Source organism: Flavobacterium sp. RSB2_4_14 (assembly GCF_051547085.1).
GTDB lineage: Bacteria > Bacteroidota > Bacteroidia > Flavobacteriales > Flavobacteriaceae > Flavobacterium.
In genome coordinates this window covers 61926-80992 of sequence record NZ_JBPTTL010000009.1, presented here as the reverse complement: position 1 = coordinate 80992, position 19067 = coordinate 61926, and the positions used below count along the sequence as shown (strand labels likewise).

The following is a 19067-nucleotide window of genomic DNA, read 5'->3' as shown; positions in this document are numbered from 1 at the left end:
TTTATTGTGATTAAACAATTGTTATTTATCAACTTAATTATGTTAAAGTTATGAGCTGAAATTGTAATTGCATTATTTTTATTTTTTAAAATATTGGTGTTATGTTTTTATTTATTTTAGTCTCTTTTATTATGAATCCGGTTCTACTTTTTGATTTTAGCGAGAAAAGCAATATTGATAATTGGAATATTGTTGATGACGGAGTTATGGGTGGACTTTCATCAAGCGAATTTTCTATTGATGGTAATGGTAATGCTGTGTTTAGCGGAAGCGTTACAACTGAAAACAATGGTGGATTTTGTTCGGTAAAATATTATCTCAAGCCAATTTCGATAAAGGAAAATAAATTTTTCTATATCCGATTGAAAGGTGATGGCAAAAAATACCAGTTCAGAGCGAAATCAAAACGTGGAGATTATTATTCCTATATTTATGAATTTCAAACTACAACCGATTGGCAAAGAATTGAAATACCTATTTCTGAAATGTATGCCTCATTCAGAGGAAGAACATTGGATATTCCTAATTATGATGGTGCAAGTTTAGCAGAGATTGCTTTTTTAATCAGTAATAAACGAAATGAAAATTTCAAACTACTAATTGATAAAATTGAAGTAATATGAAAAAAGCCAAACTTTTATTAGTTTGGCTTTTATAATTTATCTTGTTATCGTTTGCTTTCTATCTGGTCCAACCGATACTATTTTTATTGGTACTTCCACTTCCTTTTCTATGAATTCAATGTATTCTTTAAGTTCCTTTGGTAAAGTTTCATAAGTTGTCATACCAGTTAAATCAGCTTGCCATCCTTTGAACTCGGTGTAAATTGGGGTTACATTTTCTTCTTCGATGTTATAAGGTAAATGTTTGATGATTTCGCCCTTGTAATTATAAGCTGTAGCTACTTTCAACGTTTCAAACCCAGAAAGCACATCGCCTTTCATCATCATCAATTGGGTAACACCATTAATTTGTATAGCATATTTCAAGGCCACTAAATCCAACCAACCACAACGACGTTTTCTTCCGGTAACAGAACCAAATTCGTTGCCCACTTTTGCCATCACATCACCAGCATCGCCAAAATCTTCCGTAGGAAATGGACCAGAACCTACACGTGTGGTGTAAGCTTTGAAAATTCCAAAAACTTCTTTTATTTTATTTGGAGCAATGCCCAAACCTGTACAAGCACCAGCAGCCGTAGTATTGGATGAGGTTACGAATGGATAGGTTCCAAAATCAACGTCCAATAATGAACCTTGCGCACCTTCACAAAGAATAGATTTTCCAGCTTTCTGTGCTTGTGCCAAATATTCTTCGCTATCAATGAAGTTTAATTTTTTTAAATCTTCAATGGCCTCAAAGAATTCTGTTTCCATTTCTGCCAAATTATATTGAATATTTACATCATAAAATGCAATCATGGCTTCATGTTTGTCTGCCAAAGCTCTGTAACGTTCTTTGAAATCAGCTAGTTCAATATCGCCTACACGAATTCCGTTTCTACCCGTTTTGTCCATATAAGTTGGACCAATTCCTTTCAAAGTTGAACCAATTTTGGCTTTCCCTTTTGATGCTTCAGAAGCCGCATCGAGCAAACGGTGTGTTGGTAAAATCAAATGCGCTTTACGAGAAATAATCAATTTTGATTTTAAATCAAGATTAAATTTTGCCAAACCATCTACTTCGCTTTTGAAAACTACTGGGTCAATTACGACACCATTTCCAATTATATTAATATTGTTACTGTGAAAAATCCCAGAAGGAATTGTTCTCAAAACGTGTTTAATTCCGTCAAATTCTAAAGTGTGTCCTGCGTTTGGTCCGCCTTGAAAACGAGCGATAATGTCATATTTTGAAGTAAGTACGTCAACTATTTTTCCTTTGCCTTCATCGCCCCATTGTAATCCGAGTAGTAAATCTACAGTCATTGTCGTGTTGTTGTATTTTATTAGTAGTTGCTTATTTTTTCATCACCATTCGGATGAACGAGTTCTAATTTAGAGTTTACTGCTAAATCCCAGTTAACCATTTTAAATCTATTTTTCATAGCGTTTTTATCCCTTTCAAATTTATCTTCGAGGGTTATTATACGTTCATTATTTTGAGCATATTCATTTATTTTTATTTCTCCAATATAAGTTATTTCTCCTTTATTAACTTGAAATGGAATAGAGAAATTTGAAATTGATGTAAAACTTGGGGCAGCATCGAAGAGTTTAAAAATGGTAAATTTTAAGTAAGGAATGTCATATTTTCCAGGTTCTTTTTCCATGACAAAAAGGTACGTTTTACCTCCTTCGAGTTCTCCATAATGCTCACCAACAAACATAGTAGGATCTATTTTAATGTTTTCTGAATATTTACGACGCAATTTTTTATCAGAGGTGATGAAATTAACTAGAAGACTATAGTTGTCAAACCTCATTTTTTTTGTTGGAAACGTAATGGTGCCGAAAATCAATCCGTTTTCGGTGTGGTCTTTATGGTATCTTAGGGTTTCTTCCTCAGAAGGGAGTCTTTGAGCTGAGCAGTTTATTGAAAAATATATTAAAAAAAATAATAAAAATGCAATAGATAAAAAGTGCTTATGTTTCAGTCTCATTATAAGTAAAAATTATTCTTTTTTGTTAGCGTAGAAGTATAGAGAATGGTTGTGAATTTCAATTCCAAATATTTCTTCTATAGTTTGTTTGATGGTTTGAATTCTTGGATCGCAAAATTCAATAACTTCGCCTGTGTCAGTCATGATGATGTGGTCGTGTTGTTTGTCGAAATAAGACTTTTCATAATGCGCTTGATTTTGGCCAAACTGGTGTTTGCGCACTAAACCACAATCTAATAAAAGTTCGATAGTATTGTATAAAGTAGCACGAGAAACGCGATAGTTCTTGTTTTTCATCTTGATATACAAATTTTCAATATCAAAATGCTCTTCGCTATCGTAAATTTCCTGAAGAATAGCATAGCGCTCAGGCGTTTTTCGGTGGCCTTTGTTCTCAAGATATAATGTAAAAACATTTTTTACAGTCTCTTGATTTTTTGAATTATCAGTGGCAATTAGTGTCATGGGACAAAGATAGTTTTTAGTTTAAAAGTTTAAAAGTTTAATCTCAAAACTTAGGGCAAAGTTTTAAACGATTTGTTGATAACAAAGCATTTATCAATTGGTATAAACCCTTGTTACTTTATCAACGCCATCAATTTTTTTTATGTTATCAATTAATTTTTTTAAAATGGTATTGTTTTGAACTACTACAGCCACTTGTCCGTTGAAAATTCCAGCTTCTCCGCTCAGTGAAATACTCTGAATATTAACGTGCATATTATTGGAAATTACTTTGGTCAATTCATTGGTCAATCCCAAACTATCCATTCCTGTAATTTTCAATATGGCTTTAAATTCTTGTTGTGAAGAGTCAATCCATCTGGCTTGCATAATTCGGTAAGCATAATTGGATTGTAGCGTAATAGCATTGGGACAATCTTTTTTATGCACTTTGATTCCTTCATTAATAGTGATAAAACCAAACACATCATCTCCTGGAATTGGGTTGCAACAAGACGATAATTTATAGTCTAATTTATCTTGCTCCGAACCAAAAACAAGCATGTCAAAATTCTTGTTTAGTTCTTGCTTATTAATGTCTTCTGGATTTGAACTCGGGGAACGTTTAATTTTACTCTTAAAGAAATTCATTAAAGTATTACTTTTTTGAGCAGCATAATCCTTAAGTTGTTGGTTTTCGATAGAACCAATTCCCATGCGATAAAATAAATCCAGACTGGTTTTGAGTTTAAAAAAATTCACTAATTCATTGACTACATTTTCATTCAATGTAATTTTTAAATGTTTTAGTTTTCTTGTCAATAATTCTTTTCCGTCTTCAGCAATTTTCTTGGTATTTTCGTTGAGAACGTTCCTGATTTTATTTTTAGCTCTCGAAGTCGTTACATAATCAAGCCAGTTGATGGTTGGTTTTTGATGAACAGAAGTTATTACTTCAATTTGATCACCACTTTTTAATTCGTAGTTTAAAGGAACAAGCTTTCCGTTTACTCGTGTTCCTCTTGTTTTAATGCCAATTTCGGAGTGAATACTAAACGCAAAGTCGAGTGAAGTGGCACCTTTGGGCAATGATTTTATTTCACCTTTGGGAGTAAAAACAAATATTTCCTTAGCGTAAAGATTCATTTTGAAATCTTCTACAAAATCTACCGCATTGGTTTCAGAACTTTCAAGTGCTTCTTTCAAAAGGTTGAGCCAAGTGTCTAAACCGCTTTCTTCGGTTGCTCCTTGTTTATATTTGTAATGTGCCGCATATCCTTTTTCGGCAATTTCATCCATGCGTTCGCTTCGCACTTGAATTTCTACCCAACGACCTTTTGGTCCCATTACTGTAATGTGAAGCGCTTCATAACCTGTTGATTTTGGTGATGATATCCAATCACGCAAACGACTTGGACTTGGACGATAATGGTCGGTTACTATTGAATAGATTTTCCAAGCCAAGAATTTTTCATCGTGAAGATTGGATTTGTAGATAATTCGTAGAGCGAATTTATCATATACTTCTTCGAAGGTTACATTTTGAGCAGCCATTTTTCTTCTGATGGAATAAATGGATTTTGGTCTGCCTTTCATGACATATTCTACGCCTTCTTCGTCTAAAGATTTTTTTAAAACATCCGATATTGTGGCAATATAGGCATCTTGTTCCTCTTTGGTTTCCTTAATTTTACTGACAATTTCTTTATAAATTTCGGGTTCGGTATATTTTAATCCCAAATCTTCAAGCTTTGTTTTAATATTATATAAACCTAATCGATGTGCCAATGGAGCGTAAATATAAAGGGTTTCGGAGGCAATTTTTATTTGTTTGTAATCGGGCATGGAATCCATCGTTTGCATGTTGTGCAATCGATCAGCTAGTTTGATAAGGATAACACGAACATCATCATTGAGTGTCAATAACATTTTACGGAAATTTTCCGCTTGCATTGAAATGTTCATGTCTTTTTTTACTTGAGAAATTTTGGTCAAACCTTCTACCAAATGGGCTACTTTTGGATTGAACATTTTTTCAATTTCTTCAACTGTAATAGGTGTGTCTTCTACCACATCGTGCATCAAAGCCGCTGCAATACTCGTGGCGCCAAGTCCAATTTCGGAAGCCACAATTTTAGCAACACCAATAGGGTGGAAAATATAAGCTTCTCCCGACTTTCGTCGCTGGTCTTTGTGTGCATCAACAGCTACGTTGAACGCTTTTCGGATTAGTTTTTTATCAGAATCGGTTAGCGTTTGATAACTTATGCGAAGTAATTCTTTGTACTCTCGAGCAATTGCTTTTTTTTCTTCTTCTAAATCAATTTCAATCATAGCATTTTTATTGAATTCCTAAAATTAGGAATTCCAAACGAGATGTGCAAAAAGAAAATTATAAATATGAAAAGTGAATTTGAAAATATAAAATCAAAATCCTCTTTGTCTCTTGGCTTCAAAAATCAAAATAGCAGCTGCAACCGACACATTCATGCTGTCAATTTCGCCTTGCATGGGAATGATAATGTTTTGTGTCGCTTTTTCTCGCCAAAGTTTTGATAAACCAGTAGCTTCTGTTCCAACGACTAATGCTGTGGGTCTTGTATAATCTTGCTTGTGATAGGAAGTAGAATTTTGTAACGTTGCACTATAAAAATTGATGTTATTGTTGAGTAAAAAATCAATTGTTTCTTCTGTAGAAGCAGTAGCAATTTGATTGGTAAATAAACAACCTACACTAGAGCGAACAATATTGGGATTGTACAAATCGGTTTTTGGATTAGCAATAATTACGGCATCAATATTGGCAGCATCACAAGTGCGAAGCATTGCACCTATATTTCCAGGTTTTTCGATGGCTTCCATTACCATTATCAAGGGATTTTCAGGTAGTTTTAAATCTGATAAGGTAAGAGATTTGGTTTTGGCAACGGCTAAAATTCCTTCTGTGGTATCACGATACGCTAGTTTTTGATAAACTTCTTTGGAGATTTCGATTTGGTCAATTGGATTTGTAGTGAATTTGTTAATTTGTTTTTCGGTTACTAATTCTGGGAGAAAAAGTATCGTTTCAATTTCATAGTTTCCTTTGATGGCTAACTCAATTTCGCGCATACCTTCAATCAAAAAAGTACCTGATTGTTTTCGAACTTTGGCTTTTTCTTGAAGCTGAACTAACGATTTTATGTAAGGATTTTGAGCAGAAGTTATTTGTTTCATCATAGCATTTCAAAGCACCAAAGATATTGAGTTTTTGGAGTTTCTGTTAGTTTACTAAATACAAAAATCCAGTTATTGGTTTTGGATAATCGGTATCATTCAAAAAAAGTATGTAAAAATAAGTACCATCGGGTGCATTTTCATTCCCAATTCCATTTTTTATATACCCATTCCAACTTTCGGTATTTTGATTTCCAGTCCAGACTAATCGTCCCCAACGATTGAATATTTCTAATTTAAAATTTAGAAAAATATTATATAATCCATCAATAATCAATGTGTCATTTAGAGAGTCGTTATTAGCAGAGATATAATTATAAACTGTTGGTGGACAATTTCTTGTAGTTAACAAAAATGAAGTGATACTAAAACAATTTTCATTAGCAACTCTAACAAAAATTTCTTTTGGGGTTGTTGTCGCAATATAATTTGAAGTTATCAAAATAGGATTGATTGCGGCATTGGCATTTTCAAAATTCTCATAAAAATGAACGGTATCGTTTGGATTTGTTTTTACTAATTCTTCATAGCTAGAAAAATCAAATGTTCCTTTTGTAAAACCTTCGTTACAGGATATTAAAGTTTCCAAAGTATTGAAAGTAGGTGAAACCCACAAAGTCACAATTGTAGAAAAGGTGTTGTTGTTTTCCACTAATTCGGCGACAATTCCTGTTCCATTACCTGTATCATCAACTACAATTTTGAGCGTAAATTCTTGAGAAAATTCATCTGGAACAATAAAAGAGGTTTGCAAATTTTCAGTTTCGCCAATTTGCAAAGGAAGTGTAGTTTCATCATAAGCAACAAAAACATCGTTTATATAAATTGAAATAGGTGTACCTGATGAAAGTAGATTGGTTGCATTTATATTAGACACGCTATAGTTTAACTTGATTAGACGTGAATCACATTGTTGTTCAACAGAATTTATTGCCACTGTCGCATCGGGCAATTGACTATTAAGTTTGATTACAACCGTGTTTATCATCACAAAATCTTGAAAAGAAGTGAGCGCAATTTCTGCTGATGTATCTCCAATTTGTATAATATCGTCAATATTGTAAACATCCAAATCCATGTTGTAAAGCGTATTACTTCCAGTAAATGAGTTTGTTCCATTGAAAACGTTGTTTGATGGATTAAGTGAGTTACTTAATAGCACACCGTTAAAACTAAATTCTTCGGTGGCTAAACCAGAGTCGCCTTCCCAAGCTAAAAATCCAACTTTTGAATTGTTGTTATCAATTACATTTAAAACATCAAGCGTTATGGATAAATCATCAGGAACACCTTCTAAACCATCGTAAACATTAATTTGGTTCAAAGGCAATGCGTCATTTTTATAAATAATTAAGATAGCCCAACCTGCAAAATTGGTTCTGCGAGAATAGTGTAATACTTCGAAGGCAGAAATATCTAAATTAGATAATGTATAATTTCCACTACCAGTATTTTGGATGATAGTAGTAATATCTTTGAAAGCGCTGAAATAGGTGAATTCAACATCATTAAAAGTTCTACTAAAACTGAAAGTTCTTTCTGGTGTAATGACATCATCATTTAAATTGACTTCAAAATCACCATCACCACTTCCTGCCCAATACAAATAGGCTTTTTCAATTACATCAGACGGATTTAATGTTAATGTTGCCGAAGAGGAAGTACCAGTCACTAAGCTAGCTATTGTATTATTTTCGGCACTATTCATCGTGTTGCCAATAAATTTGAAATCAAATCGGCCATTGAATTGCTGAAAAATACTAATATCTTGGCCACTCACACAATATATGTTGAGCCAAAAAGCAATAAAAAAATATAATTTTCGTTTTAATCTCAAAGCAATTCAAAATTTGATAGCTATAAAAATAAACAATTATATTGAAATTCTAAATTACCTTGCAAGTAATGTTTTTAGAAAATAAATGTTTAATTTTCCCATGTCTAAACCAAACTTGTGAAAAACTATACTGTCAGACGCTATTCTTCGGAACATTTTGAACTTTGGAATGCTTTTATAAGCACTGCCAAAAATGCTACTTTTCTTTTTCACCGTCATTTTATGGAATATCATGCCGATAGATTTCAGGATTATTCTTTGCTGGTTTTTGAAGATGAAAAATTAGTGGCGGTGCTTTCAGCGAATAAGGTTAATAATGTTGTTTACTCTCATCAAGGGTTGACTTATGGTGGATTGGTTTTGGATAAAAAGGCAAAATTATCTTCCACTATTGAAGTCTATAAATCGGTTTTGAAATTTCTATTTGAAAACAATATTGTAAAATTGTCATTGAAAGAAATACCAAGTATTTATTGTAATGTTTTTTCAGATGAAGTAAATTATCTGTCACACATTTGTAAGTCGCAATTGCTAATGAAACATGCCGTTTCTGTCATTTCTTTAAAGCAAGATGTTGCTATTTCCAAGTCACGACGAGAATGTATTAATAGAGGCAAAAAGAATAATTTAATCATTAAAGAAGAAACAAATTTTGAAGTTTTTTGGAATCAATTGCTTATTCCAAATTTAAAAGAAAAATACAACGCAGTTCCTGTTCATACCGCTGCCGAAATTTCGCTTTTGCAAAAAAGATTTCCAGATAATATTCGTCATTTTAATGTGTATCACGAGAATGAATTAGTTTGTGGAACTACTGTTTTCATTACCGATAAAGTTGTGAAACCACAATATATTTCAGGAAATGAAAACAATAATGAATTGGGAAGTTTGGATTTTTTATATGATTTTCTGATAAATACTTTTTCAAAAGGGAAAAATTATTTTGATTTTGGACCTTCACATGAAAATTATGGACAAAATATTGTGGCTTCTATCAATTTTTGGAAAGAAAGTTTTGGAGCAAAATCAGTAGTTCAAGATTTTTATGAAGTGGAAACAAAAAATTATGAATTATTAGAAAATGTTTTGATATGATAAAATTCCTCGATTTACATAAAATCAATTTACCTTATCAAGCTGCATTTCATCAGAAAATGCAACAAGTGCTTGATAAAGGTTGGTTTATTTTGGGAGATGAAGTTAAAGCATTTGAAAACAACTTTGCTAACTATTGTGGAACCAAACATTGCATTGGTGTTGGAAATGGTTTAGATGCTTTGGTTTTAATTTTTAAAGGGTATATTCAACTCGGAAAACTCCAAAAAGGCGATGAGGTCATTGTACCTGCTAATACTTATATTGCTAGTATTTTGGCTATTCTTCAAGCCGATTTAGTACCTGTTTTGGTAGAACCAAGATTAGAAACCTATAACATAAACCCCGATTTAATTCCTGCAAAACTAACACCAAAAACCAAAGCAATTTTAGCCGTTCATTTGTACGGACAATTAGCTGAAATGGATGAAATTAATACAATTGCAACCCAATATAATTTATTGGTAATTGAAGATGCAGCCCAAAGTCATGGAGCAATCAAAAATCAAAATTCAGTTATCAACAATCAGAAATCGTGCGCAGCATATAGTTTTTATCCTGGTAAAAATTTGGGTGCGCTTGGCGATGCTGGTGCGATTACTACCAATGATGATGAACTCGCAAAAGTACTTTTTGCCATTCGTAATTATGGTTCGGAACAAAAATATTATAACGAATATATTGGCGTAAATTCAAGATTGGATGAGCTGCAAGCTGCTTTTTTGAATATAAAATTACCCCATTTAGACAACGAAAATGAATTACGACGAAACATTGCTAAGCGTTATATAAATGAAATAAAAAACGATAAAATTACTTTGCCTTTTTGGAACCAAACTCATAATCATGTTTTTCATTTATTTGTCATTCGAACAGCAAATCGAGACGAATTACAAGAATATTTGAAACAAAGCAACATTGAAACGCTGATTCATTATCCCATTCCGCCTCACAAGCAAAAAGCTTTTTCTCCCGAAACTTCGGGATGGAATACAGTTTCATTTCCAATTACCGAAAAAATACACCAAGAAGTATTGAGTTTGCCCATAAGTGCTGTAATGACAAATGATGAAGTAGATTATGTTATTCAAATTTTAAATCAGTATTAGTTGGGCTTTATTAACGAGATACTGAAAAAGGAGTTGTTCAAAGTTATGTCTTTGAATGGCATTAGTGTTTTAATTAAAATTGCTATTGGGTTTATAACATCAAAAGTAATTTCTGTTTTTGTCGGACCATCAGGAATGGCATTGGTTGGAAACTTAAGAAATTTTATTACCTCCATTGAAAGTATCGGAACATTGGGCTTTCAAAATGGAATTATAAAATATGTAGCCGATTATGAACATGATAAAGAGAAACTGAAATCTTTTTTAGGAACGGTTACTGTTTCTATTGTTTTTGTTGTGTTGCTCCTTTCTGCGATTATCTTTTTGACCTCTGATTATTTGAATGATAAAATATTTGGTCTAGGTTTTCAATATCAGTCCGTTTTCAAAGTTTTTGCCTTGTGTTTACCTTGGTACATTGCTTCAATGGTTTTGGTTGCTGTTTTAAATGGTTATGGGGAATTCAGGAAAGTAATCAGAATCAATATTTATGGTAATATTATAGGGTTGCTTTTGTCTGTTTCTTTAATTTATTACTATCATGAGTTTGGCGCTTTGTTATCTGTAATAATTGCTCCTGCAATTTTGTTTTTCATTACCTTGTTTTTTGTCAATTCTAAACTTTATTTTTTAAATATTTCTTTAAATTATTTTGATTTTACTATAATTAAAAATCTATCTGAATATTCATTAATGGCAGTGGTTTCTGCAGTTTTAGGACCTTTAGTTTATCTTCTAATTAGAAATAACATTATACTGAAATTGGGTTATGACAATGCTGGATATTGGGAAGCGATGTTGCGAATCTCATCTTATTATTTTCTCTTTTTATCAACAATTCTCACTGTTTACTTCTTACCTAAATTAGCCAAAGCAGTTGAAGTAGAAGAAACAAAAAAAATATTTTGGTCCTATTTTAAAGGGATATTTCCAATCTTTCTTTTTGGGTTGATTGTTTTATTTTCGATAAGAGATTTTTTAATACCTATACTCTTCGCTAAATCATTCCAACCTGTTTCATTGTTGTTTTTTTGGCAATTAATAGGAGATGCTTTTAAAGCGATGTCTCTTATTTTAGGATATCAGTTTTTTGCCAAAAAAATGACAAAAGCTTTTATTATGACAGAGTTGTTTTCCTTGACTGTGCTTTGGGTTTCTAGTACTTATTTTATCTCTGTTTTTGGTATTGAAGGTGTGGTTATCGCGCATACAATAACTTATTTTGTTTACTTTCTAACCTTGTTATTCTATTTTAGAAAGAGCGTTTTTTAGTATGCTGACTGCCAAACCTCTAAATACTTCTCAGCAATTTTAACATAATCATGTTCTTTTTCAATAAACAATCGAGCGCGTTTACCAATGGCAATTATTTCATTAGGATTTTCGATTAAAAACGATAATTGTTCGACTAAATAATCCACATCAGGTAAACCATTAATGGCTACTTTTTCTGTTACATTATAATGCTTTTCAAATAGCTCACTTGCATTAGTAAAAACTACTTTTCCTTTTGCCATGGCTTCTAATCCATTGCTTCCTTGATCGTGACCATATAATTGGTCTAATACAATATGCGCTTGATTGTAACTTTTAATATAGTCTTTATAGGGAACATTTTCAGTTACTATAATTGCCACTTTGTCAGGATATTTTTCCTTGATAATATCCAATGCTTTTTCAAAAAAATCATTGCCTTTTTTGAAATAACTTTCTCTGTTGATACCATGGAAAATTATAATTTTATCCTTGATTTCCATTTCTGTTTTTGGAAATAAATCAAGGTTCATCGGACTTGGAATTAATCCTAAATACTTGGGATGATTTTGTAACGGAATGTGATAATCTAAATCGGTTGCAATTACACCTTGAATAGTTGCATAAATAAAATGGTGTAGTTTTTCAAAGGAATTAGTTCTAAATTTTAAAACATTAGAGAAGTTTTTGTCTTCAATTTTCCCAGCCAAATAAGGTTGTACTATTGATGGATTTTCAGGATGATTAAAATTATAATTTACATAAGGATAATCATCGCCAGCTGATAGTAAAAATATTTTTTTGTTATGTTTAAAGAGAAATCTTAATATCTTTTTCTCATAATGAAAATCACAAAAAAAACTGTTTTCATTAATGAGTTGAACAACATCAAAATCTTTAAAAATCTTTTGATTTTTTTTAAATTGTTGGTAAGTCAAATAGGAAGAAATATCAAAGCCTGTAAGTCGTAAAACAACAATTTTTAATTTCTTGAGTAGTCCAGAATTCCATTTTTTCTCCAAAGGAAAATCTACCGTAAAATCTTTGAAACCATCTTTAAAACCAAGAATAGTAACATCATGTCCTAGTTTTTGCAATCCTTCTTTCAAAGAATTATGCAACCTACTGTATTCTCCAAGGAGTAAAATCTTCATTTCCTGCTATATTTCTTCTGTAAAAAAAAGTGGTTGTCAAAAATCAGAAGTAAACTCCATTTAAATTTTTCAATCTATATTTACAGAGAAAATTTATACCGTTTTGACAAATATCTCTGCAATATAAGTAAGAAATGAAAAACAACAATGCAATAGCAATAGTTTCCGCATCACTTGGTCTTGGTGGAGCAGAACGGTTTGCTAGTTTGTTAGGTTTGATGCTCACTAGTTTGGGTTATGAAGTCCATCATATTATTATTATGGATATTGTAGATTATGAATACAAAGGAAAATTAATTAATCTCGGTAAACTATTTGAGAATGAAAATTTCCTTTTTAGAGGAAGTAAAAAAGGATTTTATATTTCTAATTATTTAAAAAAGAACAGTATTGAAACTATAATTGATATTCGTTCCCGACCAATTTTATCCAGAGAAATTTTCACTAAATGGATTTATGGCAACAGAAAAACCTATTTCATGATTCATAGTTCCAATTTGGAAATGTATTTGCCAAAGTCTATTTTTTGGGCAAAATATCTATATGGAAATGCGGCAAAATTGGTTTTTGTTTCCAAAGAAATTGAAGAAAAAGTAAAAGCCAACTATGGTTTTGCTAATACCAAAACCATCTATAATCCGGTGGTATTTCCTGAAATTCAATTTGAAAAACCTATTGGAATTCCTGATAATTACTTCCTTTTCTTCGGAAGATTAGAGGATAAAATTAAGAATTTATCTTTGCTGATTAAAGCATACGAAATTTCAAAACTACAAGAGAAAAATATTTACTTGCTTATCCTAGGTGAAGGTTCAGACAAAGAGCTACTATTAAATACTATCAACAGTAAAAACCTAACTGATTTTGTTCATATTATACCATTTCAGAAAAATATTTTGCCCTATATTCAGCAAGCAAGATGTGTTGTTTTGACTAGTCGTTTTGAAGGATTTCCAATGTCTTTAGTAGAATCTTTAGCAGCTGGAACGCCAGTAATAGCAGTAGATTGTGAAACTGGTCCAAGGGAAATTATCATAAATAACTATAACGGATTATTGGTCGAAAATCACAATCCAAAAGCATTGGCTGAAGCAATGAACACAATGGCAACAGATGAAAATTTATATCAAAGGTGTAAAAATAATGCCAAGAAAAGCGTAGAACATTTATCTTTGGAAAACATTGCACAACAATGGAAACAATTACTAGAAGAACAATGACAACAATTCACGACGCCATTTGTGTAGAAATTACTAAAGTCCACGACACGCGAGGCAATCTCTCTGTGATTGAAGGAAATGCCATTCCGTTTGAAATGAAGCGTGTGTATTATTTATACGATATTCCGAGTGGTGCAAGACGTGGTGGACATTCGCATAAAGTGCAACAAGAATTTTTGGTAGCGTTGAGTGGCAGTTTTAATGTGGTTTTAAATGATGGTAATGAGAAAAAGACAGTTATTTTAAACAAGCCCAATCAAGGATTGTTAATTCCGAATGGTATTTGGCGTGAATTGGAAAATTTTTCTTCAGGTTCTGTTTGTTTGGTTTTTGCTTCCGAAGTTTTTGAAGAAGAAGATTATATCCGAGAGTATGATGCTTTTTTACTATCTAAAAACGGAATTTCCTAAACCTAAGTTGGTCAATTGCAATTGCAATTGCAATAACAATTTCAATACGATTGGCGGTAATTGGAGCAAAATTCTTTTATTTTTAGATAGATTTCTCAAATCAATTGCTGCATAAATTTCTGTTGCTGTTTTCAAATCGCCACTAAGGTTGCATTTTATAACTGCCGAAAACCGGTTTAAATCTAGGTATTGTTTCAATTTTGGATTTTGTTTTTCTTCCAAAGCATATTTTTCGAAAGTATAGTAGTCAAAATAATAATTCCAATTTCTAGAAACACTTTCTTCATCATAAACGTATTTGGCCAATACTTTCCAAATAAAAACTACAGGAAATTGTAGTCCAATTCTAATCCATAGTTCGGTATCTTCTCCTTTTTTTATGTTGGTGTCGAAATTGCCCACTTTCTCAAAAACACTTTTGTGAATGGCAACACTTGAGGTCCAAAGCACACATTCTTTTTGGCTCGCATCAAAGAAATCCAACACTTCATAATCTGATTTTTTTTCGATAGAATAGTGAGCAGCAAAGGATTTATGTTTGGTTTCAATTTCAATGGCGCAAGCAAAAACTTTTTGTTCGGGAAGTTTAAGAATGTATTGATTCATTGTTTCTAAAAACGTGGGAAACCAATAATCATCAGCATCAAGAAAGCAAATGTAATCGCCTTTGGCTTTATCAATTCCAAAGTTTCGGGCGACAGCCACACCTTCATTTTTCTTGAAAAAATAGTTAATTCTATCGTCTTGAAAAGTTTGAATTAGGGCTTCGCTGTTATCAGTTGAACCATCGTTTACAATAATAATTTCATAGTCAGTATGCGTTTGGCTCAAAACACTTTCTATTGTTTTGACAACAAATTTTTCTTTGTTATAAACGGGTATGACTATAGAAAATTTAGGCATCAGCGCGAGTTTAATTGACAAAAATAGCCCAATCGGTACAAGTCAAAAATAAAAATAGAGGGATTTTTGGAAAGTAAATTTTTGGTAAACCTTTTTTTGACTAAACCGAAAAGAAAAGCGGCAAATTTCACTAAGTTTAAATTTTCTATTTTGCCATATATTTTGGTCAAAGCAGTATCTTCTTTAACAATAATTTTTCGGTCTAAAAGCTGTTTTAAATTTTGTAGCGAACTGTGAAATTTCTCCAGAAAAATGGCCGATTTTTCTAAGTTCAAATGAAAAGCAGGATTTTCGATATGATGTATCGGAATGTTATGATTTTTTAAACCCAAAATAAATACAATATCTTCATATCCATAATTGTAAATTTCACTGTCAAATGGATGTGAAACCAATAATTCTTTTCGGATTAAAATATTAGAGATTAACGTGTAATGATAAGGTTTTTTAAATCTTTTTATAAGTGGAATTTCTTCACGATGTTTGCCAAAATACCATCGTAATACTTCATCATCTTTTGGTTTTTCATCATAGTAAATGATACCTCCAAAAAATGCTTTTTCTTTATTGTTATTAATGCTTTGCAAGTACAATTTAATGAAATTTTTACTTTTTGGATACATGTCACAATCCATCAACAATATCCAGTCATACTTGGCTTTGGTAACCAATGAATTTCTGTTTTGTCCACGACCAAGATTGGTTTCATTTCGCTCAAATCGACAGTTGGTGAGTTCGTTAATCTTATTATTTACTTCTGTATTTTCGTTTATTGGCGAAGCATCATCGGCTACAATAATTTCAAAATCGATGTTTTCCAAAACGATTTGATTGTGCAACGCTTTAACCAATGGCAAAGTGTTATAGTTGTAGGTTGGAATTAGAATTGAAATCATTTAGAAAAAATGGAATTAAATAATACCTTTACAAAGAAAATATATTTTTTGGCAATTATAACATTATGAACCGAATTGATTTAGCAAATCTCATTTTTGAGAAACTTAATACCCATAAAGAATCTCTGAAAGTTCAATTTCAAAATTCTGATTCAAGTATTGGCTATTTTTTTGTAGATGATCTTTTGCCTGAAGAAATTGCTCATAAAATTACACAAGCTTTTCCACAACCTAACGAAATGGTTTTAAAGAAAAGCATTCGCGAAGATAAATATGTTGCCGCTCAAATGAATTTGTATAATCCTTTGTTAGAAGAAATTATATATGCTTTTCAGGATAAAAGAGTAGTGGAAGTAGTGGGTGAAATTTGCGACATCAAAAACCCAATTCCCGATGAAAACCTTTATGCTGGCGGTATTTCCATGATGGGAAACAAGCAATTCTTAAATCCACATTTGGACAATTCGCATGATAAAGACCGCAATTTGTGGCGTGTTTTGAACTTACTCTATTATGTAACTCCTGATTGGAAAGAAGAATATGGTGGTAATTTGGAACTTTGGCCTAATGGTTTGAAAGAAAAACAAATCACTATTCACAGTAAATTCAATAGATTGGCTATTATGGAAACACATAATAGTTCGTTGCATTCAGTTTCTCCAGTTGTTTTTGAAGGTTACAGACGATGTGTTTCCAATTATTATTTTTCGCTTTCTCCTTTGTTGGATTCTGATAGATTTCACGTCACTTCGTTTAGAGGAAGACCCGAAAATAAAATAGTTGATTTAGTGTTGAGAGTTGATACTTTTTTACGAATGTCCTTGAGAAAAGTTTTCAGAAAAGGCATCAAGGAAAATCCGCATGTTTACAAGAAAGATAAATAGTGAGCACTTTTTTTAGGAAATATCGATATCATTTATTCATTATTCTCGTAGGTTTATTTTGTTTGGAAATCCTTAATTTTCTTCTTCAATTAGACAAACAAACGTTGATTTATCCTGATTGTGATAACTATCTTGAGTCGGCTCAAAAAATGTATCACAAATTCACAGGACATTATTATCGCCCGATGCTAATGGCTTTCATTACAGGAATTCCTTATTTGTTTGGAAGTTCGGATACGGGGATTTTTCAATGGAGTTTGTTTGTAAATATCTTTTGTTGGCTTGGTACTTCTATACTTTTATTAGAAATTTTAAAGCAATTTGTTAAAGAAAAATTAGCCTTTGTATTTGCCATTCTTCCTTTTTTTATTTTAGGAAATATTATTTTGAACTTTCATTTGCTGACCGAAAACATTTTTGTCTTTTTTATCATGTTGGCGTTCTATTTTTTATTCCAATATTATAAATCAAATACATTTTGGTACTTGTCATTGTCATTGTCGTTGCTATTGTCAAGTATGTTGATAAAACCTGGTGCCAAGTTTTTAGCCATAATTATCACTTTATTTTTTATCAAAGAAATTTTCAGAAATTACAAGTCAAAAAGCATGATTTTTCTTTACGGAAGTCTGTTAATGATATTAATTCAAGTGGTTGGTATGCGTGTTCAATATGGTGATTTTACCATTAGTTACATTGACGGCGTTACCTATCACAATTATTTATGTAGTAAAGCGGAATGTTTTAAAAATGGCAAAGAATATAGTCAGTTGAATAATCCAAGAGCAGAATATTTGTTTAGTTTAGATTTTACAGAACAAAAAAGAGTTGCTTTAGAAGACTTTAAACATCAAATCAAAACTAATTTCCCAAATCTAGTTAAAGCTTATTTTTCGGATGTCGCAGAAAACTCAAAATCGGGTAATTCGTGTATTGAAGATTTAAAAAATTATGACAATAAAGTTGATTTTTCGTTTTGGAAAGCATTTGTTTTCGACATCACCAAATGGCAAAACAGACTATTTACTTTACTTGGATTAGTGCTATCAGTTTTCTTTTTATTCAAAGGATTTAAAAAAGAAAACGCATACTTTTTTGTTGCCTTTTTTGTTGCTTACATTATGATTTTATCCGGAATATCGTGCGGTCAAGGCGATAGATTTCACCTCGTTACGTTTCCTTTTATGTTTTTGCTTTTAGCAAAATTTTTAAGCACAAAGAACTATTTTAAACCGACTTCTGAACTACTTCAAAAATAGTGCTGTCTTCACATTTCAATGTTTTTGACGGGAATTTCATCAACAAAGCATAATCGTGAGTTGCCATGATTACTGTTTTGCCGTTTTCATTGATTTTTTTCAAAACACCTAATACTTCAACACTGGTTTGTGGGTCAAGATTTCCCGTTGGTTCATCGGCAAGGATTAATTCTGGATCATTCAATAAAGCTCTAGCAATAGCCACTCTTTGTTGTTCTCCACCCGAAAGTTGGTGAGGCATTTTGTTAGCAATTCCTTTTAATCCAACTCTTTCTAAAACATCATCAATTTTATCTTGCATAGCTTGTTGGTCTGTCCAACCAGTTGCTTTCAGTACAAACAACATGTTTTCATTTACACTTCTATCGGGTAATAATTGAAAATCTTGAAAAACAATTCCAATTTTTCTTCTCAAAAATGGAATATCGTCTTCTTTTAAATTCACTAAATCATATCCAACAACCGTTCCTAAACCTTCAGTTAATGGCAAATCACCGTACAGCGTTTTCATAAAACTACTTTTTCCGGTTCCAGTTTTACCAATGATATATAGAAATTCGCCTTCTTTTACTTCAAGATTTACTTGTGATAAAATCACTCTATTTTCTTGATAAATCGTAACATTTTTTAGAGATAAAACAGTAGCTGACATGAGTATGTTGTTTATTGGGTAAAAGTAATAAATATAAATTCTAATTCCCAAATCCTAATTCCTAAATCTAAAATTCAAATTGTTTACAACAATGTTTATAATAAATAAGGACGTTTTTACGTTATAGAC

The 19067-nt window shown here is 31.8% G+C and carries 18 protein-coding genes; 8 read left to right on the top strand and 10 right to left on the bottom strand.

Translation table 11 applies throughout. The annotated features are described in order from the left end of the window. The first annotated feature begins 131 nt into the window (after positions 1-131). On the top strand, positions 132-623 hold the full coding sequence (locus ACSVH2_RS13300) for a CIA30 family protein (protein WP_438093669.1): 492 nt from the start codon (positions 132-134) through the stop codon (positions 621-623). 36 nt (positions 624-659) lie between these two features. On the opposite strand, the gene ACSVH2_RS13295 is transcribed toward ACSVH2_RS13300, so the two are convergent. From ACSVH2_RS13295 to ACSVH2_RS13270, 6 genes are all read right to left on the bottom strand, one after another. Continuing rightward, positions 660-1931: an adenylosuccinate synthase gene (locus ACSVH2_RS13295; protein WP_438093668.1), complete on the bottom strand. Its 1272-nt coding sequence runs from the start codon at positions 1929-1931 to the stop codon at positions 660-662. Positions 1932-1951: 20 nt separating this feature from the next. Continuing rightward, complete coding sequence (locus tag ACSVH2_RS13290; RefSeq protein WP_438093667.1) at positions 1952-2428, bottom strand: hypothetical protein; 477 nt, start codon at positions 2426-2428, stop codon at positions 1952-1954. Positions 2429-2617: 189 nt separating this feature from the next. Beyond that, positions 2618-3070, bottom strand: coding sequence for a Fur family transcriptional regulator (locus ACSVH2_RS13285; RefSeq protein WP_438093666.1), 453 nt, complete (start codon positions 3068-3070; stop codon positions 2618-2620). 93 nt (positions 3071-3163) lie between these two features. Beyond that, complete coding sequence (locus ACSVH2_RS13280; RefSeq protein ID WP_438093665.1) at positions 3164-5383, bottom strand: RelA/SpoT family protein; 2220 nt, start codon at positions 5381-5383, stop codon at positions 3164-3166. A 93-nt stretch (positions 5384-5476) separates the two neighbouring features. Further along, positions 5477-6265: a TrmH family RNA methyltransferase gene (locus tag ACSVH2_RS13275; protein ID WP_438093701.1), complete on the bottom strand. Its 789-nt coding sequence runs from the start codon at positions 6263-6265 to the stop codon at positions 5477-5479. 46 nt (positions 6266-6311) lie between these two features. Next, positions 6312-8045, bottom strand: coding sequence for a gliding motility-associated C-terminal domain-containing protein (locus ACSVH2_RS13270; RefSeq protein WP_438093664.1), 1734 nt, complete (start codon positions 8043-8045; stop codon positions 6312-6314). A gap of 174 nt (positions 8046-8219) precedes the next feature. On the opposite strand from ACSVH2_RS13270, the gene ACSVH2_RS13265 reads away from it, so the two are divergent. Genes ACSVH2_RS13265 through ACSVH2_RS13255 form a run of 3 tightly spaced genes read left to right on the top strand, consistent with a single transcriptional unit; the run spans position 8220 to position 11578 of the window. After that, a complete protein-coding gene (locus tag ACSVH2_RS13265) occupies positions 8220-9197 on the top strand; it encodes a GNAT family N-acetyltransferase (protein WP_438093663.1) in 978 nt (325 codons plus the stop codon). Continuing rightward, positions 9194-10306 carry a DegT/DnrJ/EryC1/StrS family aminotransferase gene (locus tag ACSVH2_RS13260; protein WP_438093662.1) on the top strand — a complete coding sequence of 371 codons (1113 nt, stop codon included), beginning with the start codon at positions 9194-9196 and terminating at the stop codon, positions 10304-10306. Before ACSVH2_RS13265 ends, ACSVH2_RS13260 begins: the two co-directional genes overlap by 4 nt. After that, positions 10307-11578: an O-antigen translocase gene (locus ACSVH2_RS13255; RefSeq protein ID WP_438093661.1), complete on the top strand. Its 1272-nt coding sequence runs from the start codon at positions 10307-10309 to the stop codon at positions 11576-11578. On the opposite strand, the gene ACSVH2_RS13250 is transcribed toward ACSVH2_RS13255, so the two are convergent. After that, positions 11575-12714, bottom strand: a complete 1140-nt coding sequence (locus ACSVH2_RS13250) for a glycosyltransferase (RefSeq protein ID WP_438093660.1) — start codon at positions 12712-12714, stop codon at positions 11575-11577. The two genes, ACSVH2_RS13255 and ACSVH2_RS13250, sit on opposite strands and share 4 nt — an antisense overlap. Positions 12715-12848: 134 nt before the next feature. Between ACSVH2_RS13250 and ACSVH2_RS13245 the strand changes: the two genes are divergently transcribed. Beyond that, positions 12849-13934 (top strand): glycosyltransferase, encoded by a 1086-nt coding sequence (locus ACSVH2_RS13245; protein WP_438093659.1) that lies wholly within the window; start codon positions 12849-12851, stop codon positions 13932-13934. Continuing rightward, entirely contained in the window at positions 13907-14344 is a 438-nt protein-coding gene (locus tag ACSVH2_RS13240) for a sugar 3,4-ketoisomerase (protein ID WP_438093658.1), read from the top strand. The genes ACSVH2_RS13245 and ACSVH2_RS13240 overlap by 28 nt, the downstream gene beginning before the upstream one ends. Here the strand turns inward: ACSVH2_RS13240 and ACSVH2_RS13235 are convergent. Together ACSVH2_RS13235 and ACSVH2_RS13230 are read right to left on the bottom strand one after the other, a co-directional pair. Then, entirely contained in the window at positions 14321-15247 is a 927-nt protein-coding gene (locus ACSVH2_RS13235; protein ID WP_438093657.1) for a glycosyltransferase family 2 protein, read from the bottom strand. The two genes, ACSVH2_RS13240 and ACSVH2_RS13235, sit on opposite strands and share 24 nt — an antisense overlap. Continuing rightward, entirely contained in the window at positions 15247-16143 is an 897-nt protein-coding gene (locus ACSVH2_RS13230; RefSeq protein ID WP_438093656.1) for a glycosyltransferase family 2 protein, read from the bottom strand. The genes ACSVH2_RS13235 and ACSVH2_RS13230 overlap by 1 nt, the downstream gene beginning before the upstream one ends. A gap of 65 nt (positions 16144-16208) precedes the next feature. Here ACSVH2_RS13230 and ACSVH2_RS13225 point away from each other — a divergent pair, with 65 nt between their 5' ends. Beyond that, entirely contained in the window at positions 16209-17027 is an 819-nt protein-coding gene (locus ACSVH2_RS13225) for a 2OG-Fe(II) oxygenase (protein WP_438093655.1), read from the top strand. A gap of 62 nt (positions 17028-17089) precedes the next feature. Next, a complete protein-coding gene (locus ACSVH2_RS13220) occupies positions 17090-18286 on the top strand; it encodes a hypothetical protein (protein WP_438093654.1) in 1197 nt (398 codons plus the stop codon). Here the strand turns inward: ACSVH2_RS13220 and ACSVH2_RS13215 are convergent. Continuing rightward, a complete protein-coding gene (locus ACSVH2_RS13215; protein ID WP_438093653.1) occupies positions 18255-18938 on the bottom strand; it encodes a cell division ATP-binding protein FtsE in 684 nt (227 codons plus the stop codon). The genes ACSVH2_RS13220 and ACSVH2_RS13215 overlap by 32 nt on opposite strands. Between the last annotated feature and the right edge of the window lie 129 nt (positions 18939-19067).